A 16219-nucleotide genomic window follows, 5' to 3' on the forward strand; every position below is an offset into this window, starting at 1 on the left:
TCATCCAACGTCGACGAAGCGCAGGTGGAGCGCCGCCTCGGCGGCAGCGCCGGGCGAGCGCGCGGCCTGCCCCGGCGCCGAGGCGGCTCGGCGGACGGGCGCGGCCGCGCTTCGCGCCGCACGAAGGAAAGCCGGCCACAGGAGAGGGGGAGATGGAGCTGTCGTTGTCCAAGCGCACGGCCGCGGAATTTCTCGGGACGTTCTGGCTCGTGCTCGGCGGCTGCGGGAGCGCCGTGCTGTCGGCCGCGGTTCCCGGGCTCGGGATCGGCTTCGCGGGCGTGGCGCTCGCGTTCGGGCTCGCCATGCTCACGATGGCGTACGCGGTCGGCCACATCTCGGGCGCTCACTTCAACCCCGCCGTCACGCTCGGGATGATGGTCGGCGGGCGCTTCCCGGCGCGAGACATCCTGCCGTACATCCTCGCCCAGGTCGCCGGCGCCATCGTCGCCGCAGGGATCATCTACGTCATCGCCAGCGGCTCCGCCGGGTTCTCCGTGAGCGACGGCTTCGCCTCGAACGGCTACGGCGCGCACTCGCCCGGCGGCTACTCGCTCGTCGCGAGCCTCGTGGCCGAGATCGTGCTCACCTTCGGCTTCGTGGTGGTGGTCCTCGGCGCCACCGATCTCCGCGCCCCGATCGGGTTCGCGCCCATCGCCATCGGCTTCGCGCTCACGCTCGTTCACCTGATCGGGATCCCGGTCACGAACGTCTCGGTGAACCCGGCGCGCTCGACCGGCCCTGCCCTCTTCGTCGGCGGGTGGGCGCTGTCGCAGCTCTGGCTCTTCTGGCTCGCCCCGCTCGCCGGCGGCGCGCTCGCCGGGGCGCTCTACCCGATGCTCGTCGGCGCGAGGCCGGCCCGCGCCGCCGTCACGCCGCGCTCGACGGTCTGAGCCGGGTGCTCCGGGCCGAACCGGTCCCACCCGAGCTTGGCCGTGAGCACGAGCCCGAGCGCGACAACGAACCACCGCACCTTGCTCGGCGCGATGCGCCGGGCGACCACGGCGCCGACGAGCGAGCCGACCACCGCCGCCGCCATCATGATCGGCGTGGCGACCGGATCGACCGCGCCCGCGAACAGGAACGCGAGCGCGGCCACCCCGTTGATCAGGCTCGCGAGCACGGTCTTGATCGCGTTCAGCCGGTGGATGTCCACGTTGCCGCCGAACGACGAGAGCAGCGCCAGCATCATGATGCCGATGCCCGCGCCGAAGTAGCCGCCGTACACGCTCACCAGGAACTGGAGCAGGAACACGAGCCACGGCCGCGAGGGCAGGGCGAACTCCTCCGCCGCGCCGCCCTTCGCAGACGGCTTCGCCGGGCGCAGGTTCTGCCAGAGCAGGAGCAGCGTCGCGACGAGCACGAGCCCGGGCACCGCCGCGTCGAACACGCGCTGCGGCGTCACGAGCAGGAGCGCCGAGCCCGCGACGCCGCCGAGCAGCGACGGCAGGAAGAGGACGCCGAGGACCCGGTAGTCCCGGGCGAGCTCGCGTCGATACGCCCACGCCGACGCGAGCGACGCGGGCGTGAGCGCCACGGCGTTCGTCGCGTTCGCGGGCAGCGGCGCGAGCCCCGCCGCGATCGCCGCGGGGAACGACACGAGCGTGCCGCCCCCGGCGACCGCGTTGATGACGCCGGCCACGGCGGCGCCGCCGGCGAGGAGTGCGGCTCGCGTCAGATCCACGCCGCGACATGGCCCGAGCCCGGCCGCGCTGTCAACCGCGGCCCGGAGCCCCTAGCATGGCGCTGCCGCCGATCCCGTCGGCCGCTCCTCCCTGGAAAGCCGAGCGCCATGCCGCGATCCCCCACGTTCTTTCCCGCCGCGTTGCTCTCCGCGCTGTCGCAGGCCGCGATGCCCGCGAGCGCCGCCGCCGGCGAGGCGCAGCCGGATCGCGCGCTCGTCTGGGCGGCCGACGACGGCACGCGCGTCCGGCGCGAGGACGTCGGCCTGCCGCTCTCGCGCGGCGAAGGCAACGCGCTCTTCCGGCCCGGCGGGCCGATCCGGCTCGGCGCGCTCCGCGCGGAGGTCGTCGCCTTCCAGGTGATCGTCGAGGCGGGCGCCGAGCCCCTGCGCGGCGTCACGGTCGAGCTCTCCGGGCTCGCCCCCGCGGCCGCCGCGGGCGCGCCGGCCAGGGACCCGGCCGCGGCGCAGCCGCCGGCCCCGGGCGGCGCGCCCGCGGACGCGATCTCGATCGCCCGCTTCGTCGAGCACTACGTCGAGATCCGGCAGCGCTCGCGCAACGACCAGCGACCCCTGGAGTCGCTCGGGTGGAGCCCGGCGGCGCGCCCGCCGGACGACCGGCACCTCGGGTTCCTCCCCGACGCGCTGATCCCGGTCGAGCTCGCGCCGCCCTGGGCGCCGTATCCGCTCGAGGTCGGCGCCCGCGAGACCAGGGCGGTGTGGGTCGACCTCCACGTCCCGGAGGGCGCCGCCCCCGGCCTCCACGAGGGCAAGGTGGTGGTCCGCTCGGCCTCGCACGGCGAGCTCGCGTCCCTCGATCTGAGGCTCGACGTCGCGCCGGCGACGCTGCCGTACGGCCCGGTCGACTTCATCGCCTTCTACGAGATCGACCGCGTCGCCGAGCGGATCGGCGACGGACCCGCCGTCGAGCAGCAGCTCTGGCAGCTGCTCCACGAGCACCACGTCGACGGCTTCGCGTCGGTCCGGAGCCCCGCCGAGGTCGAGCGGCTGCGGCCGGCCATCGACGGCTCGCTCTACACGAAGGAGCGCGGCTACCGCGGGCCGGGCCAGGGCGTCCCGCCCGCCGCGGTGGCGCTCGGCGCCTACGGCGGCTTCGGCGACCCGAAGGAGGAGACGCTCCGCCGCGTCGAGGCCGTCGCCGACAGCCTCCCGCCGGCGGTGGACGACGTGATGCTCTACGCGATCGACGAGCAGTGCGAGAGCCCCCGCGGGCCCGGGTGGCGCCGGCTCGTCCGCGGCTCGCGCCTGTCGTCGCGCATCCTCGTGGGGCACTCGTGCGGCGAGGTGCACCCGCTGCAGCAGGACGTCGACCTCGTGCTCACGCCGGCCAACCGCTTCGACTCCGTGTGGGCGCGGGCCGCGCGCGAGGCCGGCAAGCGGCTCTGGGTGTACAACGGCGCGCTGCCGCGGACCGGCACCTTCATGATCGACGCGCCGCTCACCGGCCTCATGGCCGACGGCTGGATCGCGGCGACCCACGAGGTGGGCCGCTGGTTCCTCTGGGAGACGGCGTTCTGGCACGACGGCAACCGCGGCGGGAAGGGGCCCGTCGACCCGTTCACGGTCGCCGAGAACTTCCACAACCGCGACGGCGACGCCTGCCTCGGCGACGGCATGCTGCTCTACCCCGGGACGCAGCGCGGGCCGTTCGCCGCCCGCTCCGTCGGCTTCGCCGGCGTGCTCCCCTCGATGCGCCTGAAGAGCCTGCGCCGCGGCATCCAGGACGCCGGCTACATCGCCCTGGCCAGGTCGGCGTCGCCCGGCGCCGCGGACGCGATCGTGAAGGACGTGATCCCGGCCGCGCTCGACGAGACGCTCGACGCCTCGCCGACCGCGTGGAGCAGCGAGGGCGCCGCGTTCTTCGAGGGCAGGGCCGCGCTGCGCGCCCTGATCCCGGCGGGCGCCTCGCTCGACGCCGCCGGCGTCCGCCGCGCGCTCTCCGAGGCGGCGGCCGCGCGGCGCGCGCTCGTCCCGCTCGCGCGGCCGAAGGGCGCGGGCGACGCGCCGCCGGCGGAGGGCCCGGGGCAGGCCGCGCCGGGGCCGCTGCGCCGCTGGGGCGCGACGGGGCTGCTCCTCGCCGTCCTCGGCCTCGGCGCCGCGGCGCTCGCGCTGGCCGTCGCGCTCCACCGGCGGCGGCGGCGGTCCGGGCGCCGGGCCGACCGGCGCTGATCGGCGGGCCGCGCGCCGGCCCGCGGCGCCGCCCGGCCCGCGGCGCGGCCGCCTCCGCGCCGCCTGCTACGCTCGCGCCCCCCCATGCAGAGCCCAGACACCGGCCGGCGCCCCGGCCGAGCGCACCTCCGGCGGCTCCTCCGCCTCGCCCGCCCCGAGCTCGGCAAGCTCGCGCTCGGCACCCTCTTCCTCGGCGTGGGCAGCGGCATCGGCCTCCTGCTCCCCCAGGCGATCCGGAAGATCATCGACGACGCGCTCGGCCCGGGCAGCGGCGTCGAGGCGATCGACGACGCCGCGCTCTGGCTCGCGCTCCTCATCGTGGTGCAGGCCGCCGCCGTCGCGCTGCGGTACGTCCTCTTCTCGACCGCCGGCGAGCGCGTCGTGGCCCGGCTCCGGGCGCAGCTCTTCGAGCACCTCCTCCGGCAGGAGGTGGCGTTCTTCGATGACCACAGGACCGGCGAGCTGACGAACCGCCTCGCCTCCGACACCACGGTCCTCCAGAGCGCCGTCAGCGTGAACGTGTCGATGGCGCTGCGCTACGCCGCGTCCGTGATCGGCGGCGTCGCGTTCCTCCTCTACACGTCTCCGCGGCTCACCCTCCTGATGCTCGCCGTGGTCCCCGTCGTGGCGCTCGGCTCGGTGGCCTACGGCCGCCGCGTCCGCCGGCTCTCCCGCAGCGTGCAGGACGCGCTCGCGCGCGCCAGCGAGGTCGCCGAGGAGGCGCTCTCGGGCATCCGCACCGTCCGGGCCTTCGCCGCCGAGCAGCACGAGGCGGCGCGCTATTCCGGCCGGGTCGCCGAGTCGTTCGACCTCGCCAGCAAGCGCATCCGCGCCTCGGCGAGCTTCATGGGCATGGTCACGTTCGCCGGCTACAGCGCCGCCGCGCTCGTCCTCTGGTACGGCGGCCATCTCGTCGTCGAGGGCCGCATGACGCTCGGCGGGCTCACCTCGTTCCTCGTCTACACGATCGTCGTCGCCTTCGCCCTCGGCGGCCTCAGCGACCTCTGGGCCGACTTCATGAAGGCCACCGGCGCCGCCGAGCGCATCTTCGACCTCCTCGACCGCGAGCCGGCCATGGCGGACGCGGGCGGCGCCCAGCCGAGCGCCGTCGAGGGGCGCCTCGAGCTCCAGCGCGTGCGGTTCAGCTACCCGACCCGCAAGGACGTGCCCGTGCTCAAGGGCATCGACATCGCCGTTCGCCCCGGAGAGGTCATCGCCCTGGTCGGGCCGTCCGGGGCGGGCAAATCCACGATCGCCTCGCTGCTCCTGCGGCTCTACGACCCCGACGAGGGCCGCATTCTCCTCGACGGGCGCGATCTGCGCGAGCTCTCGCCGACCTGGCTCCGCCGGCAGGTCGGGATCGTCGCGCAGGAGCCGCTCCTCTTCGCCGCGAGCGTGGCCGACAACATCCGTTATGGGCGGGAGGACGCCTCGGACGCGGAGGTCGAGGCGGCGGCGCGCGCGGCGAACGCGCACGCGTTCATCCAGCGGTTCCCCTCGGGGTATCGCACGCTCGTCGGCGAGCGCGGGGTGCAGCTGTCCGGCGGCCAGAAGCAGCGCGTGGCGATCGCGCGCGCGATGCTCAAGGACCCTCGGCTGCTCGTGCTCGACGAGGCGACGAGCGCGCTCGACGCGGAGAGCGAGCACCTCGTGAAGGGGGCGCTCGACGCGCTGATGAAGGGGCGCACGACGTTGATCATCGCTCACCGCCTCTCGACGGTGATGGGCGCCGACCGCGTGCTGGTGATGGATGGGGGTACGATCGTGCAGAGCGGGGCGCACGCGGCGCTCATCGCCGAGGACGGCCTCTATCGCCGGCTGGTCGAGCGGCAGTTCGTGAGCGCGCAGCTCACGACGACTGCTGTATGATGAGCTGCTGCGTCGCCTTGCGCTCGCCCACGATGGAGACGGCCGTCTCCGAGGCGAGCGCCGTCGCGCCCTGCGACGTGCGGCGCAGCGTGCCGAGCAGCGCATACCAGCCGTGCTGCCCGTTCGTGAGGGCGCGCGCGCTGATCGCGTCCGTCCGGACGAGCGTCTTGCGCGCCACCCGGAGCACGCTGCGCTGGATACCCTCGATCAGGTCGAGCGTGGCGCCGAGCCGCTCCTGCGTCTCGACGCGCACGTCGTCGAGCAAGCCGAACCCCGCGCGCACGACCTCATCGGCCACGCCGAGGCTGCCGTCCACCCACGTATAGATCAGCCCCTCTCGCGGATTGCTGAGCTGCGCGTGCTCTGAAACGTTGCTGCCGGCCGCGATCTGGCCGGAGATGCTCTCGTCCATCTCGAACCCCCTTTCCTCATGGTGGTTGGCAGGCGACTCGCCTGCTGCGAACCCACTATCGACAACCGAGGTCTCGAATGGGTTATCACAGCGAAACAAAGGTGTGAACCCTTTCTTTCTCATCGCCTCCCTTTCGGATGCGGGCGCGCAGAGGTCGCCTGAAGAGGCTGTCGTGAGCGTTCTGCTGAATCCGTGATAATTCAATGAAAACACGTGAACAACGGCCAGCGTGTCGGTGACGTAAGCTAGCGGCCGCAGGAAGATCCTTAGTCCTTGGCAGGCGCGCCCTGGCTAGCTAGCGTCTCGCGGTGCCCACGCGGCCCACGAATACCGGGCGATTCATGAGGAGAACCACCTTGTCAACGCTTCTTGCCGCCTCCTGCGCCTCCGGCGCGCCGCACGTCGAGGCGCCCCCGGCGGCGCCCGCTCCTGAGCTCCTGGCCTTCGAAATCCAGGAAGGCCGGATTCGTAATCACTTCTTCCGTCATGGTCATATCGCCGCTCATGTCCTGACGACATCCGGCGTGTCGCCGCGGCTCATCGTCGCTTTTCCGGCGGGCGACATGGGAATCGCCGTGTGGTTCGACGCGCTCCCGGCGCCGGCCGAGCTCTCGGTGGAGGGGGGCCTCTCCGGCGTCGAGCGGCCCGGCGGCATGCGCGGCGTCTCGGCGCTGCTCGCGAGCGAGGCCCCGGCGCTGCGCGTCCATCGGCTGATCCTCGGCAGCATCCGCACGGTGCGCGACGTGGGCCGCGACGCGCCGCTCCCGGCCTGGCTGCGCGGCGACGTCGAGGCGGGCGGCGCGTCGATCGCCGCGCGGCGCACCACGCAGGACGGCGAGCACCACCTCGAGCTGCTCGTCGAGCCGGAGGGCGGCACGACGGCCGCGCTGGGGCCGGACGGCCGGATCGAGCTCACCGCGGGCCCGAGCGGCCTGCGGGTCCGGGTGACGGCGCTCTCGGACGAGCCGCCGCTCACGCCGGTGCCGCTCGACGAGCTCGTCACCGAGCGCGCCGCCGACGACCCGCGCCACCGGCAGGCGCTCGCCTTCCTCGCGTACCGGGAGAAGCTCCTGGCCGGGTCGTGGCGCTTCCTCACGTACTTTGGCCGGGACACGCTGCTCGCGGTGAGGATGCTCCTGCCGGTGCTGGAGCCGGCCGCGATCGAGGCCGGCATCGGCTCGGTCCTCGATCGGCTGAGCCCGTCCGGGGAGGTCGCGCACGAGGAGGCGATCGGCGAGTACGCGGCGCTCCTGCACCTCGCCGCCGGCCGCGCCGAGGCGCTGCGCGAGCCCGTCTACGATTACAAGATGGTCGACGACGACTTCCTCCTCGCGCCGCTCTGCGCCGAGTACCTCCTCGGCAGCGCGCCGGGCCGGGAGCGCGCGGCGGCGTTCCTCTCGCGCCGGACGCCGGCGGGCGACACGTATGCGCAGGCGCTCGCGCGGAACGTGTCGCTCGTGCTCCGCCTCGCCGCCCCGTTCGCCGAGACGGGGGATCCGAGGGCGCTCGTCTCGCTCAAGGAGGGAGAGTCCGTCGGCGAGTGGCGCGACAGCGCGGAGGGCCTCGCGTTCGGCCGCATCCCGTACGACGTGAACGCCGCCCTCGTCCCGGCCGCGCTCCGCGCGTCGGCGCGGCTGCTCGCGAGCCCGCTGCTCGGCGCCGACGCGGAGGGCGCCGGCCGGGCGGAGCGGCTCGCGCGCGCGTGGCGGGACGCCGGCGTGTTCTTCCGGGTGGAGGTGCCGGAGGCGGAGGCGCGGCGGCGCGTCGCCGCCTATGCGGCGTCGCTGGGCATCGACGCGGCGCCGGCGCTCGCATCGCTCTCGGGGCCGCTCTCGTTTCCGGCGATCGCGCTCGACCGGGAGGGCAGGCCGCTTCCCATCATGCACTCCGACGACAGCTTCGTCCTCCTGTTCACCGACCCGCCGCCCGGCGCCCTCGAGGAGATCGCCGGCCGCCTGCTCCGCCCCTTCCCGGCGGGCCTGCGAACGCCGGTCGGCGTCCTCGTCGCGAACCCCGCGCTCGCGCCGGATCCGGCGCTCTGGGCGCTGTTCACGAGAGGCCACTACCACGGAACGGTCACCTGGTCGTGGCAGCAGGCGATGCTGGCCGCGGGCCTCGACCGGCAGCTCGCGCGCGGCGACCTGCCGGCCCCCGCGCGCGGCGCGCTGGAGCGCGCGCGGCGCGCGCTGTGGGAGGTGATCCAGGCCTCGCGGGAGGCGAGCACCCAGGAGCTCTGGAGCTGGGCCGTCGAGGGCGGCCGTTACCGGCGGGTCCCGTTCGGCGCCGAGCGGGCGCACCACGACGAGTCGAACGCCGTGCAGCTCTGGAGCACGGTGTACCTCGCGGTGCGCCCGTGATCGGCGCGAGGCGTGATTGGGGAGGGGGAGAGCTCGCCCGGAACGCTCGCGCCTACGCGAACAGCCCCGAGATCGCCGTCGTGTGGAGGTCGGAGTCCCCGATGACGAAGTTCGGGAGGCCGAACGCGCCCGCGCACGCCATCCAGTAGTCGTTGGTCGACCGGAGGCCGCGGCCGCCGTTGTCCCACACGCGCCCGCCGAGGAGCTTGGTGCCCGCGCCGCCGAAGAGCAGCCAGGCCACCTTGTCCCAGTTGTGATGTCGGGTCCCGACCTCGGTGATGTAAGGGACGAGGGTGTTGTCGAGCAGCGATCCGCCGTTCACGTCCTTTGCGGCCGCGAGCTCCTGCAGGAACCCCACCATCTTGTTGGCATAGAACTCCTCCACGCGCGTGAGGAACTCGAGCGTATCCTTCGTGTCGGGATCGTGGCTCGTCGTGTGGTGGACCTTGAAGATCTTCGAGTCCGGCGGCCACAGGTCGCCGAAGCTCACGTGGTTGGTCCCCGGGGCCCACTGGAAGGTCACCACGCGCGTCAGGTCGCACCGGAAGGCCGCCTTGACCACGGCGAAGTGCAGGGCGCCGATGCGCGCGTGCTTCTCGTCGTCGCGCTCTCTCACGACGTGCGACGAGTTGTAAGGGTCGATGTACTCGCTGACGCTGACGATCTCCGGCGGCTGCTCCATGCCGCAGAACGCGGGGTTGGTCGGGTCGGCGTCGAACTCCTTCTCCACCTCGCGGATCGCCTCCAGGTGCGAGTCCAGGAGCTCGCGCTGCGCGCTCGGCGCGAGCTCGTGGAGCCGGCCGATGTCCCGCGTCGCGAAGTCGAGCACGCTCTTCTTCTGCCGGCGCGCCCTGGCGAGCGCCTCGAGGTTGTCGTTCGTCGTCCCGCCGGGCATCAGCGAGCCGAACACCCGCTGGTAAGCGTCGAACGGCTGGTAGTACGGCGTCATCGGGGCCCGCGGGCCGGAGTACGACATGTGGCGCGTCGACACCTCCGGCGTGTCCGCGCGCTTGTCGCACGAGAGCTGGAGCGACGCGATCGCCGTCCCCTGCAGATCGGCCGACTGCTTCTGGATCAGCTGATCGACGCTCGCCGCCTCGGACATCGGGTCGTCCCCGCCGTTGCCGGGGTAGAGCTGCTTGGTCCGCGTGCCGGTCGCCATCAGGACGGTCCCGCGCTCGTGGCCGCCGCCGACCGACCCCTCATACGGCAGCTTCAGGTCGCGGAACACCACCATCTTGTCCTTCACCGGCTCGAACGGCTTCAGGATGCGGGACAGCGTGAAGCTCGTCCCGTTGCCTTGCGGCCACCAGTTCTCGTAGACGGTGCCCACGGGCCGCTGGACGATGAGGAACCGCTTCGGGCTCGGCGCGCCCTCCGCGGTCCGCTCGAGGCCGCGGAGGATCGCGAACATCCCCGCGGCGGCGCCGACGCCCTGGAGGAAGCGGCGGCGGGACGAGACATAGGGCAGGTGGCGGTTCATGGTCACTCCTCCTCCGTGCGCTCGGCGAGCGCGCGCGACGTCGCGACGGCCTTCACGAGGGCCGGCAGGGTGCGCTCGCCCACCGGCAGCGCGTTGATCACGCCCTCGACCTGGCAGTCGTCCGGCCTGAGCTCTTCATCGTCGGTGCTGTAGGTGACGAGGTGCCGCGTCAGGCACGCGGCGAACTCCTCCCTTTGCGCCATCACACCGATGAACTCGACCGCGTTCGGGTAGCTCTCGTACAGCCCGAGGAGCCCGTTCATCTCGATGACCGAGTCGATGGGCTCTCCATCGAGCGTGTCTCGATAGCGGCCCAGCGGATCGTAGTTCTCGAGCGTCAGGCCGAACGGGTCGATCCCCCGGTGGCACACGCCGCAGGTGCTGTTCATCGCGCGCGCCTCGGCGCGCTCGCGCTCGGTCATGTCGGCCTTGAGCAGGTCGGCCACCGCCTGCGCGAGCTCCTCCGGCGGCGACGCGAGCTTCGGCAGGCAGAGCAGCGCGCCGCGGACGAACAGCCCCCGCGCGACCACGCTCGTGTTGTCCGTGCGCGAGAGCGTCGCGAGGACGCTCGCCTGCGTGAGCAGGCCGGCGCGCTGGCCTTCGGGCAGGGTGACCCGCGAGAACTCCTCCGCCGCGCCCGTGTGCTCCACGCCGTACACCTTGGCGAGCGGCTCGTTGACGAACGTCTCGCGCGACGTGAGCAGCTCGGTGACGTCCGCGCCGCGCTCCCAGAGGGTCTCGTCCACGAACAGCTCGGTCTCGTGGAACATGGCCGCCTGGAGCCCGGGACCGTATTCGGGGAACATCCCAGGATCCTTGATCGTGCCGAACAGGTTGCTGAGCCCCCACGCCGCGAGCAGCGTCGTGCTCAGGCTGCGCCGTGTCTCCGGCAGCGCGAGCAGCCGCTCGGTCTGCCGGGCGATCTCCTTCGGGTCGCGGAGGGCCCCGGAGTCGGCGGCGGCCATCAGCTCCGCGTCCGGCTGGCTGTCCGTGAGGAAGAACGAGAGCTCGCTGGCGAGCTCGTGCGGCGTCAGCCGCACGACGCCGTCGCTGTCCTTCTCGCCGAGCTCCGTCCGGTAGGAGAAGGAGGGCGCCGCGAGGATGGCCTCGACGGCGAGCACCACGCCGCGCTCGTAGCTCTCTTCCTTCCCGAGCGCGAACACCTCCATCAGGTCCGCGAGCTCGGCCTCGCCGATCGGCCTCCGGAACGCCTGCGCCGCGAACCGAGCCAGGAAGTCGCGCGCGCACGCGTCATCCCCGTTCTGCGCGCAGCCCGTCACCTCCTGGAAGCGCCCCTTGAGGGTCTCCGCGGCGTAAGCGGCGCTGTCGAGCCGCCCGCGCACCAGCGACGTGCCGGCGACCAGCCCCTTCTTCATGAACGGCTTGGTCTTGTCGTCGGGCGCCAGATCGGCCCGCACGGCGTCGTCCCCGAGCACGGTGCGCACGGAGTTCGTGAACTGAAGATCGGTGAGCAGCACGACGCGGCGCCCGAGCCGCGGCGCGCACTGCGCCTCCGCGTCCGGGTGCCCGTCGTTGGGTCGCCCGCTGCTGCCACCCGGTTCTTGTTCGCCGGAGTTGTCCCCGAGGGTGCCCGTGCACGCCGCCGCCACGAGGGCCGAGGCGCACGCGGCGAGCCACGCCGAGCGGCGCCACGCGGCGCTCCGAGGCGAGCGCTCCCGGGCGGCCTGCCCCTCCCCCGAAGCGGGGGGCGCCGCGCGCTTTATCCGATCCCAAATCCGAGGTCGATGCATGAACAAACCTCCCAATCTATCCCGCGGCGCGAGCGCCTGTTCACTCGCCCATCGTTTGAGACCTGCCTACGGCACGGGGCGAGGTGGGCTTAACCGGTACAGAAGGCAAGCCCCTCTCGACTGGACGCCATCCCGAACCCCCCATGCTCCACACCCTAGGATGCGAAGCCGCACAACGACAACCGTGTCGTCGCCGCAGCGAAGCGCCACCTCGCCGTCGGGCGAGGATCCTCCGGGGGGCGAGCGCGCGGTGCTGCCGAGCGCCCTGCTCACTTCCGAATATGTTTAGTTTCGACCACACACGCTCATGAGTCAAACCAATTTGTCGCGATCAGGGCGTTTGACTAGGACGCCAAGTTTACGACAATACAGCAGTTTTCCGGCGTCCGCGGCGCGTGGAGGCGCCCAGCGCGACGCGTTAGGCTGTGCTCCTCCTGGAGCAGCACCGATTCGCGCGCCGGGGCCTCTGCGACCGCGCAAGCTACGATGTCGGTGGACCGGCGCTGTCCGGCGGCGCGGCGCGCGGGGATCGCCTCGCAGGGAGGCGATCGCGCGCCGTCGCCTCACGGCAAGAGGTCGCCGATCGCCGCGTACCAGACGTCGGCCATGCGCCCGTAGCCGCGCTGGTTGGGGTGTACGCCGTCCGGGAGATCCGACAGCGGATACCCGGAGTGCTGGTCCACCAGCACCACGTGCTTCCCTGCGGACGCCCGGGCCTCGACGATATCCTCCACTGCATCGTTGTAGGCGACCGCCTTGGGATCGGCGGAGCGGATCGGGATGATCTTCGCCACGACCACGAGCGTGTCGGGAGCCGCGGTGAAGATCTTGTCCAGGACCGCTCCCAGGCGCTGCGGCGCGTTGGCGAGGTCATCGTTCTGGTTCACGTCGTTGGTCCCCACCATGAGCAGCACGATGTGCGGGCCGCTCGAGAACGCGGGCGTCGGCACGAGCCCACCGATCTGGTTGATCTTCCAGCCGCTGTGCCCCTCGTGGTTCCGCGGAAACGCAGCGCCGTCGACCATCGTCGGCCCGTTGATGAGCGAGCCGACGAACGTGATGTTCTTGCCCGCGGCGCGCGCCTTCTTGAACAGCTCGATCCGATAGCCGCCGCCGCCTTGCACCCCCCCGACCCCGTCCGTGATGGAGTCGCCGAGCGGCAGGATCTTGCAAGGCTCTCCGTTCGTCGGGCACGGCGTGAACCCGGCCGCGCCGCCCGCGCCGCCCGCGCCGCCCGCGCCGCCTTCGCCCCCCGCGCCGCCTCCGCCCTGGGCGCCTGTGCTGGCATCGCCGCCGCCGTCCGAGCCCCCGGCGCCGCCCGCGTTGTCTCCGCCGCCGCCGCTCGCGCTGGTCGCGCCGCCGCCCGTCGTGCTCGCGCTGGTCGTGCTGCCGCTCGTCGTATCCCCGCTGCTCACGCTAGAGGCAGCGCCCCCGCCGGTCCCGGAGCCGGTCGACGTCGTGTCGCCCGGCTCATCGGAGCACCCGCCGAGCAGCGCCACGAGGGCGACGGCCGCCGCCCTGGCGGCCCACGTCGAACGGCGCGGCCCGCGACGCTCCGCGTCGCTCCGTTCGTGCGATCCACCCCGCGAATCCTGCATTCCAACCAGAATCATCGCATTCCTCCAAGCCACGCACGCTGAATGGCAGAGCCGGAGTTCCCCCGACGCGCTCGCGGTTTCCAGGTGATGTCTCGCGCGCAGCTCGAGTTCACGCGGTCTCCGAGGAGCGTCGACCCGCGGCCCCGTGCCGCCCAGCGCCTCGCGCACGGCGCCGCCGCGCGGCGACCGCGCCCAGCGCGATCAACGCGGCGAGCGCCCCCGCGGGGGAGTTGGACCCCGAGCTGACCCGGAACGCGCACCCGGCCTCGTCGTGGCTGTCGCCGTCAGCGGGGGCGGCGCCAGCGCCGCCCGCGCCGCTGCCCGCCGTCGCTCCGGTGCTGGTGGTCGCTGCGCTGCTGACGCTCCCACCCTCGCCCGAGCCGCCGCTGCCCGTGGCTCCCCCTTCACCCGTGCTCGGGGCGCCGCCGCCGCCCCCGCCGCCCCCGCCGCCCCCGACGCCGGTCGGCTCCGGATCCGGGGCGTCGAGCGGCGTGAATTTCCACCAGTTGAAATTGAACAGAGGACCGTTCCCGCCGGTGAACTTCAGGTACAGATCGTGGATCCCTGTCGCGCCGTCGACCGCGCACGACGTGGTCACCCAGGTCTGGGCGCCGCCGGTACCCTGGACCATGCAGGTCCCCACCAGCGTGCCGGTCGGGCTGTCGAGGCGCAGCTCGATGCTGCCGCCGCCCGTCGCCGAGGCCACCCTCGCGTCGAACGACACCGCGCCGGTGCCGAAATCGACGCCCTTCACCTTGATGAAGTCCCCGTTGTCGATCGAGGTGACGTTCACGCCGCCCTCGCTGCATCGCTCGGTCTCGACACCGGATTCCCAGGCGATGGTCTCAGCCTCCGTCATGACATACGGATTCAGGTTGCCGACGCCAGGCGGGCCCTCCTTCGTCATCCTGATCGTCGGGATTGTACCGTCGGGGTTGAACGTGAACTTCTCGACGGCCGCCGAGCGGTGAAAGCCTCCGCCGCCCGGCAAGGCGCCGTTGTGATAGAAGAAGTAGGAGTTCCCCTTGAAATCGATGACGCCCGCGTGATTGGTGAAGCTGCTGCCCTCCGTGGGCATGATGACCCCGCGGTACGTCCACGGGCCGGTGGGGCTGCTGCTCGTGGAGTAGGCGATGTATTCAGGGATGGGGCCAGCCGCATACACGAGGTAGTACAGCCCGTCGCGCTTGTAGAGCCAGGGACCTTCTTCGTACTTGGTCGTATGACGACCATCATTTTCCCCGGTGCGCTGCCCGAAGCTCGCCGCCGTCATGGGCACGTGCACGACGCCTCCCTGGTAGGAGATCATGTCTTCGTTCAGCTTGACGTAGCACGAGCTCGGGTTCCCCCAGTACAGATAGGCCTGGCCGTCGTCGTCGATGAGCACCGTCGGATCGATGTCGCCGCAGTCGGCCGCGACGAGCGGCTTCCCCAGGGCGTCCTTGAACGGACCGGTAGGGCTGTCCGACACGGCCACGCCGATGGTCATCCTGTTGAGCGAGCGGCTCGTCACAGGCACGTAGTAGTAGAACTTCCCGTTCCTGTGGATGACCTGGCCAGCCCACGCGTCCCCCTTCGCCCAGCTGAAATCGCTGAACTTCAGCGGCGAACCGTGGTCCGTCCAGTTCACCATGTCCTTGGAAGAGTACACCCTCCATTCGTTCATCCCGAACCAGTCCGTGGCGCTGTCTTCGTCATGGCCGGTGTAGAGGTACACCGTGTCACCGTGGACCATGGGCGCAGGATCGGGGGTATAGATGGTCTGAACGATGGGGTTGTCCGCCAGGGAGACGGACGGGAATGCAGCCACGCCGCAAAGTATCGATGCCGCCGTGAGGACCTTACGTTGGATGAGCGTCGTATTCGTTGCCATTCTCGGATCCTTGCTGGTCTCCTGAAGCTTCGTCAGGTATCGTCGATGTCGTAGGCGGCTCGGCTGGAGCATCTCCGGACGGCGTGGCGGCAGCCCATCAAGAGCTCGCCAGCGCTCGCGTCCGACACCACCGCGCGAACGGAGTCGGTGCCGAGATCGATCGGATGACGAGGACCCCGGGCGCGGACGACCCATCCCTGGGGAAGCAGAAGGATACTTCTCCTGGCCAATGTGAACGCTAACATGGCCGGAGTCAACACAGATCGACCGGGCCGCGGGTGATGCTCCGACCCGGGGAAGGCCGAGGCTGGCGGGGCTCCTCCGGCCCGCGGCGTGGAGAGGGGCGGGCGCGGGTCGCCGCGGGACATCAGGCGAGGCCCGCGCTCGTGTGACCTGTCGCCCTCGATCGGTGTCGTTCGCGGCCTCAGCTGCGGAGAAATCCAGGCGTACTGTCGAGTGCGGCAGCATGGCAGGCATGGCAGCATGGATGAAGCCAGCGCCCGCTCTTCTTGACGCGGCGCTCCGGAGGAGCCCTGTCAGCCTTCTCGCTTCAGTTACGAGGAAGATGCAGGGTGGTCGATCTGGATTGACATCGCTTCTGTTAGCGTTAACATGACAACCCATTCGTATCTCTTGCTTCGCTCCGGAGGGGTGGTCATACGCGCCGAGAGCTTCGTCAGCCGATCGATCTCGGCGCCGGTTCAGCACGCTCGGTCGTCACGGGCGCGAGCCACGTTGAGCTCGCGGACGTCGCGGTCGCGGGTCAGCAGCGCTGGGCGCGGGGGCTCCACGGCGACCCGCGCGCGCGTCGGTTCGCGAGCATCTGCTCGACGCCCCGCACATCCACCGATCTGACCCGCGTCGACGACCTCAGGGGGATCACGACCTGAGAGACCCGTCGAGCCGGTCATGAGGCGGCTCGCGGCGCTGCGCCGGGCCGCTCACGACCATGGCATGGCCATTCGAACGAGACGCGATGTCGACGAGACGACGTTTGGCATTCCCACG

At 72.0% G+C, this 16219-nt stretch carries 10 protein-coding genes; 4 read left to right on the plus strand and 6 right to left on the minus strand.

The genetic code is table 11. From position 1 onward, the window contains the following. Positions 1-152 precede the first annotated feature (152 nt). A complete protein-coding gene (aqpZ, locus tag WME98_RS36170; RefSeq protein WP_061626955.1) occupies positions 153-890 on the plus strand; it encodes an aquaporin Z in 738 nt (245 codons plus the stop codon). On the opposite strand, the gene WME98_RS36175 is transcribed toward aqpZ, so the two are convergent. Beyond that, positions 827-1681, minus strand: a complete 855-nt coding sequence (locus WME98_RS36175) for a sulfite exporter TauE/SafE family protein (protein ID WP_437946198.1) — start codon at positions 1679-1681, stop codon at positions 827-829. The genes aqpZ and WME98_RS36175 overlap by 64 nt on opposite strands. Before the next feature lie 108 nt (positions 1682-1789). Between WME98_RS36175 and WME98_RS36180 the strand changes: the two genes are divergently transcribed. Together WME98_RS36180 and WME98_RS36185 are read left to right on the plus strand one after the other, a co-directional pair. Then, entirely contained in the window at positions 1790-3868 is a 2079-nt protein-coding gene (locus WME98_RS36180) for a hypothetical protein (RefSeq protein ID WP_437946199.1), read from the plus strand. Between the two features lie 84 nt (positions 3869-3952). Continuing rightward, positions 3953-5737, plus strand: coding sequence for an ABC transporter ATP-binding protein (locus tag WME98_RS36185; protein ID WP_437946200.1), 1785 nt, complete (start codon positions 3953-3955; stop codon positions 5735-5737). Here WME98_RS36185 and WME98_RS36190 read toward each other — a convergent pair. Then, positions 5718-6149 (minus strand): hypothetical protein, encoded by a 432-nt coding sequence (locus tag WME98_RS36190; protein WP_437946202.1) that lies wholly within the window; start codon positions 6147-6149, stop codon positions 5718-5720. The two genes, WME98_RS36185 and WME98_RS36190, sit on opposite strands and share 20 nt — an antisense overlap. 356 nt (positions 6150-6505) lie before the next feature. Here WME98_RS36190 and WME98_RS36195 point away from each other — a divergent pair, with 356 nt between their 5' ends. After that, positions 6506-8506 carry a hypothetical protein gene (locus tag WME98_RS36195; protein ID WP_437946203.1) on the plus strand — a complete coding sequence of 667 codons (2001 nt, stop codon included), beginning with the start codon at positions 6506-6508 and terminating at the stop codon, positions 8504-8506. 52 nt (positions 8507-8558) lie between these two features. On the opposite strand, the gene WME98_RS36200 is transcribed toward WME98_RS36195, so the two are convergent. The 4 genes from WME98_RS36200 to WME98_RS36215 all read right to left on the minus strand — a co-directional run bounded on the left by WME98_RS36200 (position 8559) and on the right by WME98_RS36215 (position 15211). After that, positions 8559-9989: a DUF1552 domain-containing protein gene (locus WME98_RS36200; protein WP_061627337.1), complete on the minus strand. Its 1431-nt coding sequence runs from the start codon at positions 9987-9989 to the stop codon at positions 8559-8561. Between the two features lie 2 nt (positions 9990-9991). After that, on the minus strand, positions 9992-11740 hold the full coding sequence (locus WME98_RS36205) for a DUF1592 domain-containing protein (protein ID WP_437946204.1): 1749 nt from the start codon (positions 11738-11740) through the stop codon (positions 9992-9994). Between the two features lie 563 nt (positions 11741-12303). Beyond that, positions 12304-13353, minus strand: coding sequence for an SGNH/GDSL hydrolase family protein (locus WME98_RS36210; RefSeq protein ID WP_437946206.1), 1050 nt, complete (start codon positions 13351-13353; stop codon positions 12304-12306). 94 nt (positions 13354-13447) lie between these two features. Further along, entirely contained in the window at positions 13448-15211 is a 1764-nt protein-coding gene (locus WME98_RS36215; protein ID WP_437946207.1) for a glycoside hydrolase family 43 protein, read from the minus strand. Positions 15212-16219: the final 1008 nt, after the last annotated feature.

Source organism: Sorangium sp. So ce296 (assembly GCF_051529605.1).
Taxonomy (GTDB): domain Bacteria; phylum Myxococcota_A; class Polyangia; order Polyangiales; family Polyangiaceae; genus Sorangium; species Sorangium cellulosum_D.

Excerpts from the sequence above, each read along its gene's own strand:
- aqpZ (WP_061626955.1), top strand. The coding sequence starts at position 153 with ATGGAGCTGTCGTTGTCCAAGCGCACGGCCGCGGAATTTCTCGGGACG.
- WME98_RS36180 (WP_437946199.1), top strand. The coding sequence starts at position 1,790 with ATGCCGCGATCCCCCACGTTCTTTCCCGCCGCGTTGCTCTCCGCGCTG.
- WME98_RS36185 (WP_437946200.1), top strand. The coding sequence starts at position 3,953 with ATGCAGAGCCCAGACACCGGCCGGCGCCCCGGCCGAGCGCACCTCCGG.
- WME98_RS36190 (WP_437946202.1), bottom strand. The coding sequence starts at position 6,149 with ATGGACGAGAGCATCTCCGGCCAGATCGCGGCCGGCAGCAACGTTTCA.
- WME98_RS36200 (WP_061627337.1), bottom strand. The coding sequence starts at position 9,989 with ATGAACCGCCACCTGCCCTATGTCTCGTCCCGCCGCCGCTTCCTCCAG.
- WME98_RS36205 (WP_437946204.1), bottom strand. The coding sequence starts at position 11,740 with ATGCATCGACCTCGGATTTGGGATCGGATAAAGCGCGCGGCGCCCCCC.
- WME98_RS36210 (WP_437946206.1), bottom strand. The coding sequence starts at position 13,353 with ATGATTCTGGTTGGAATGCAGGATTCGCGGGGTGGATCGCACGAACGG.
- WME98_RS36215 (WP_437946207.1), bottom strand. The coding sequence starts at position 15,211 with ATGGCAACGAATACGACGCTCATCCAACGTAAGGTCCTCACGGCGGCA.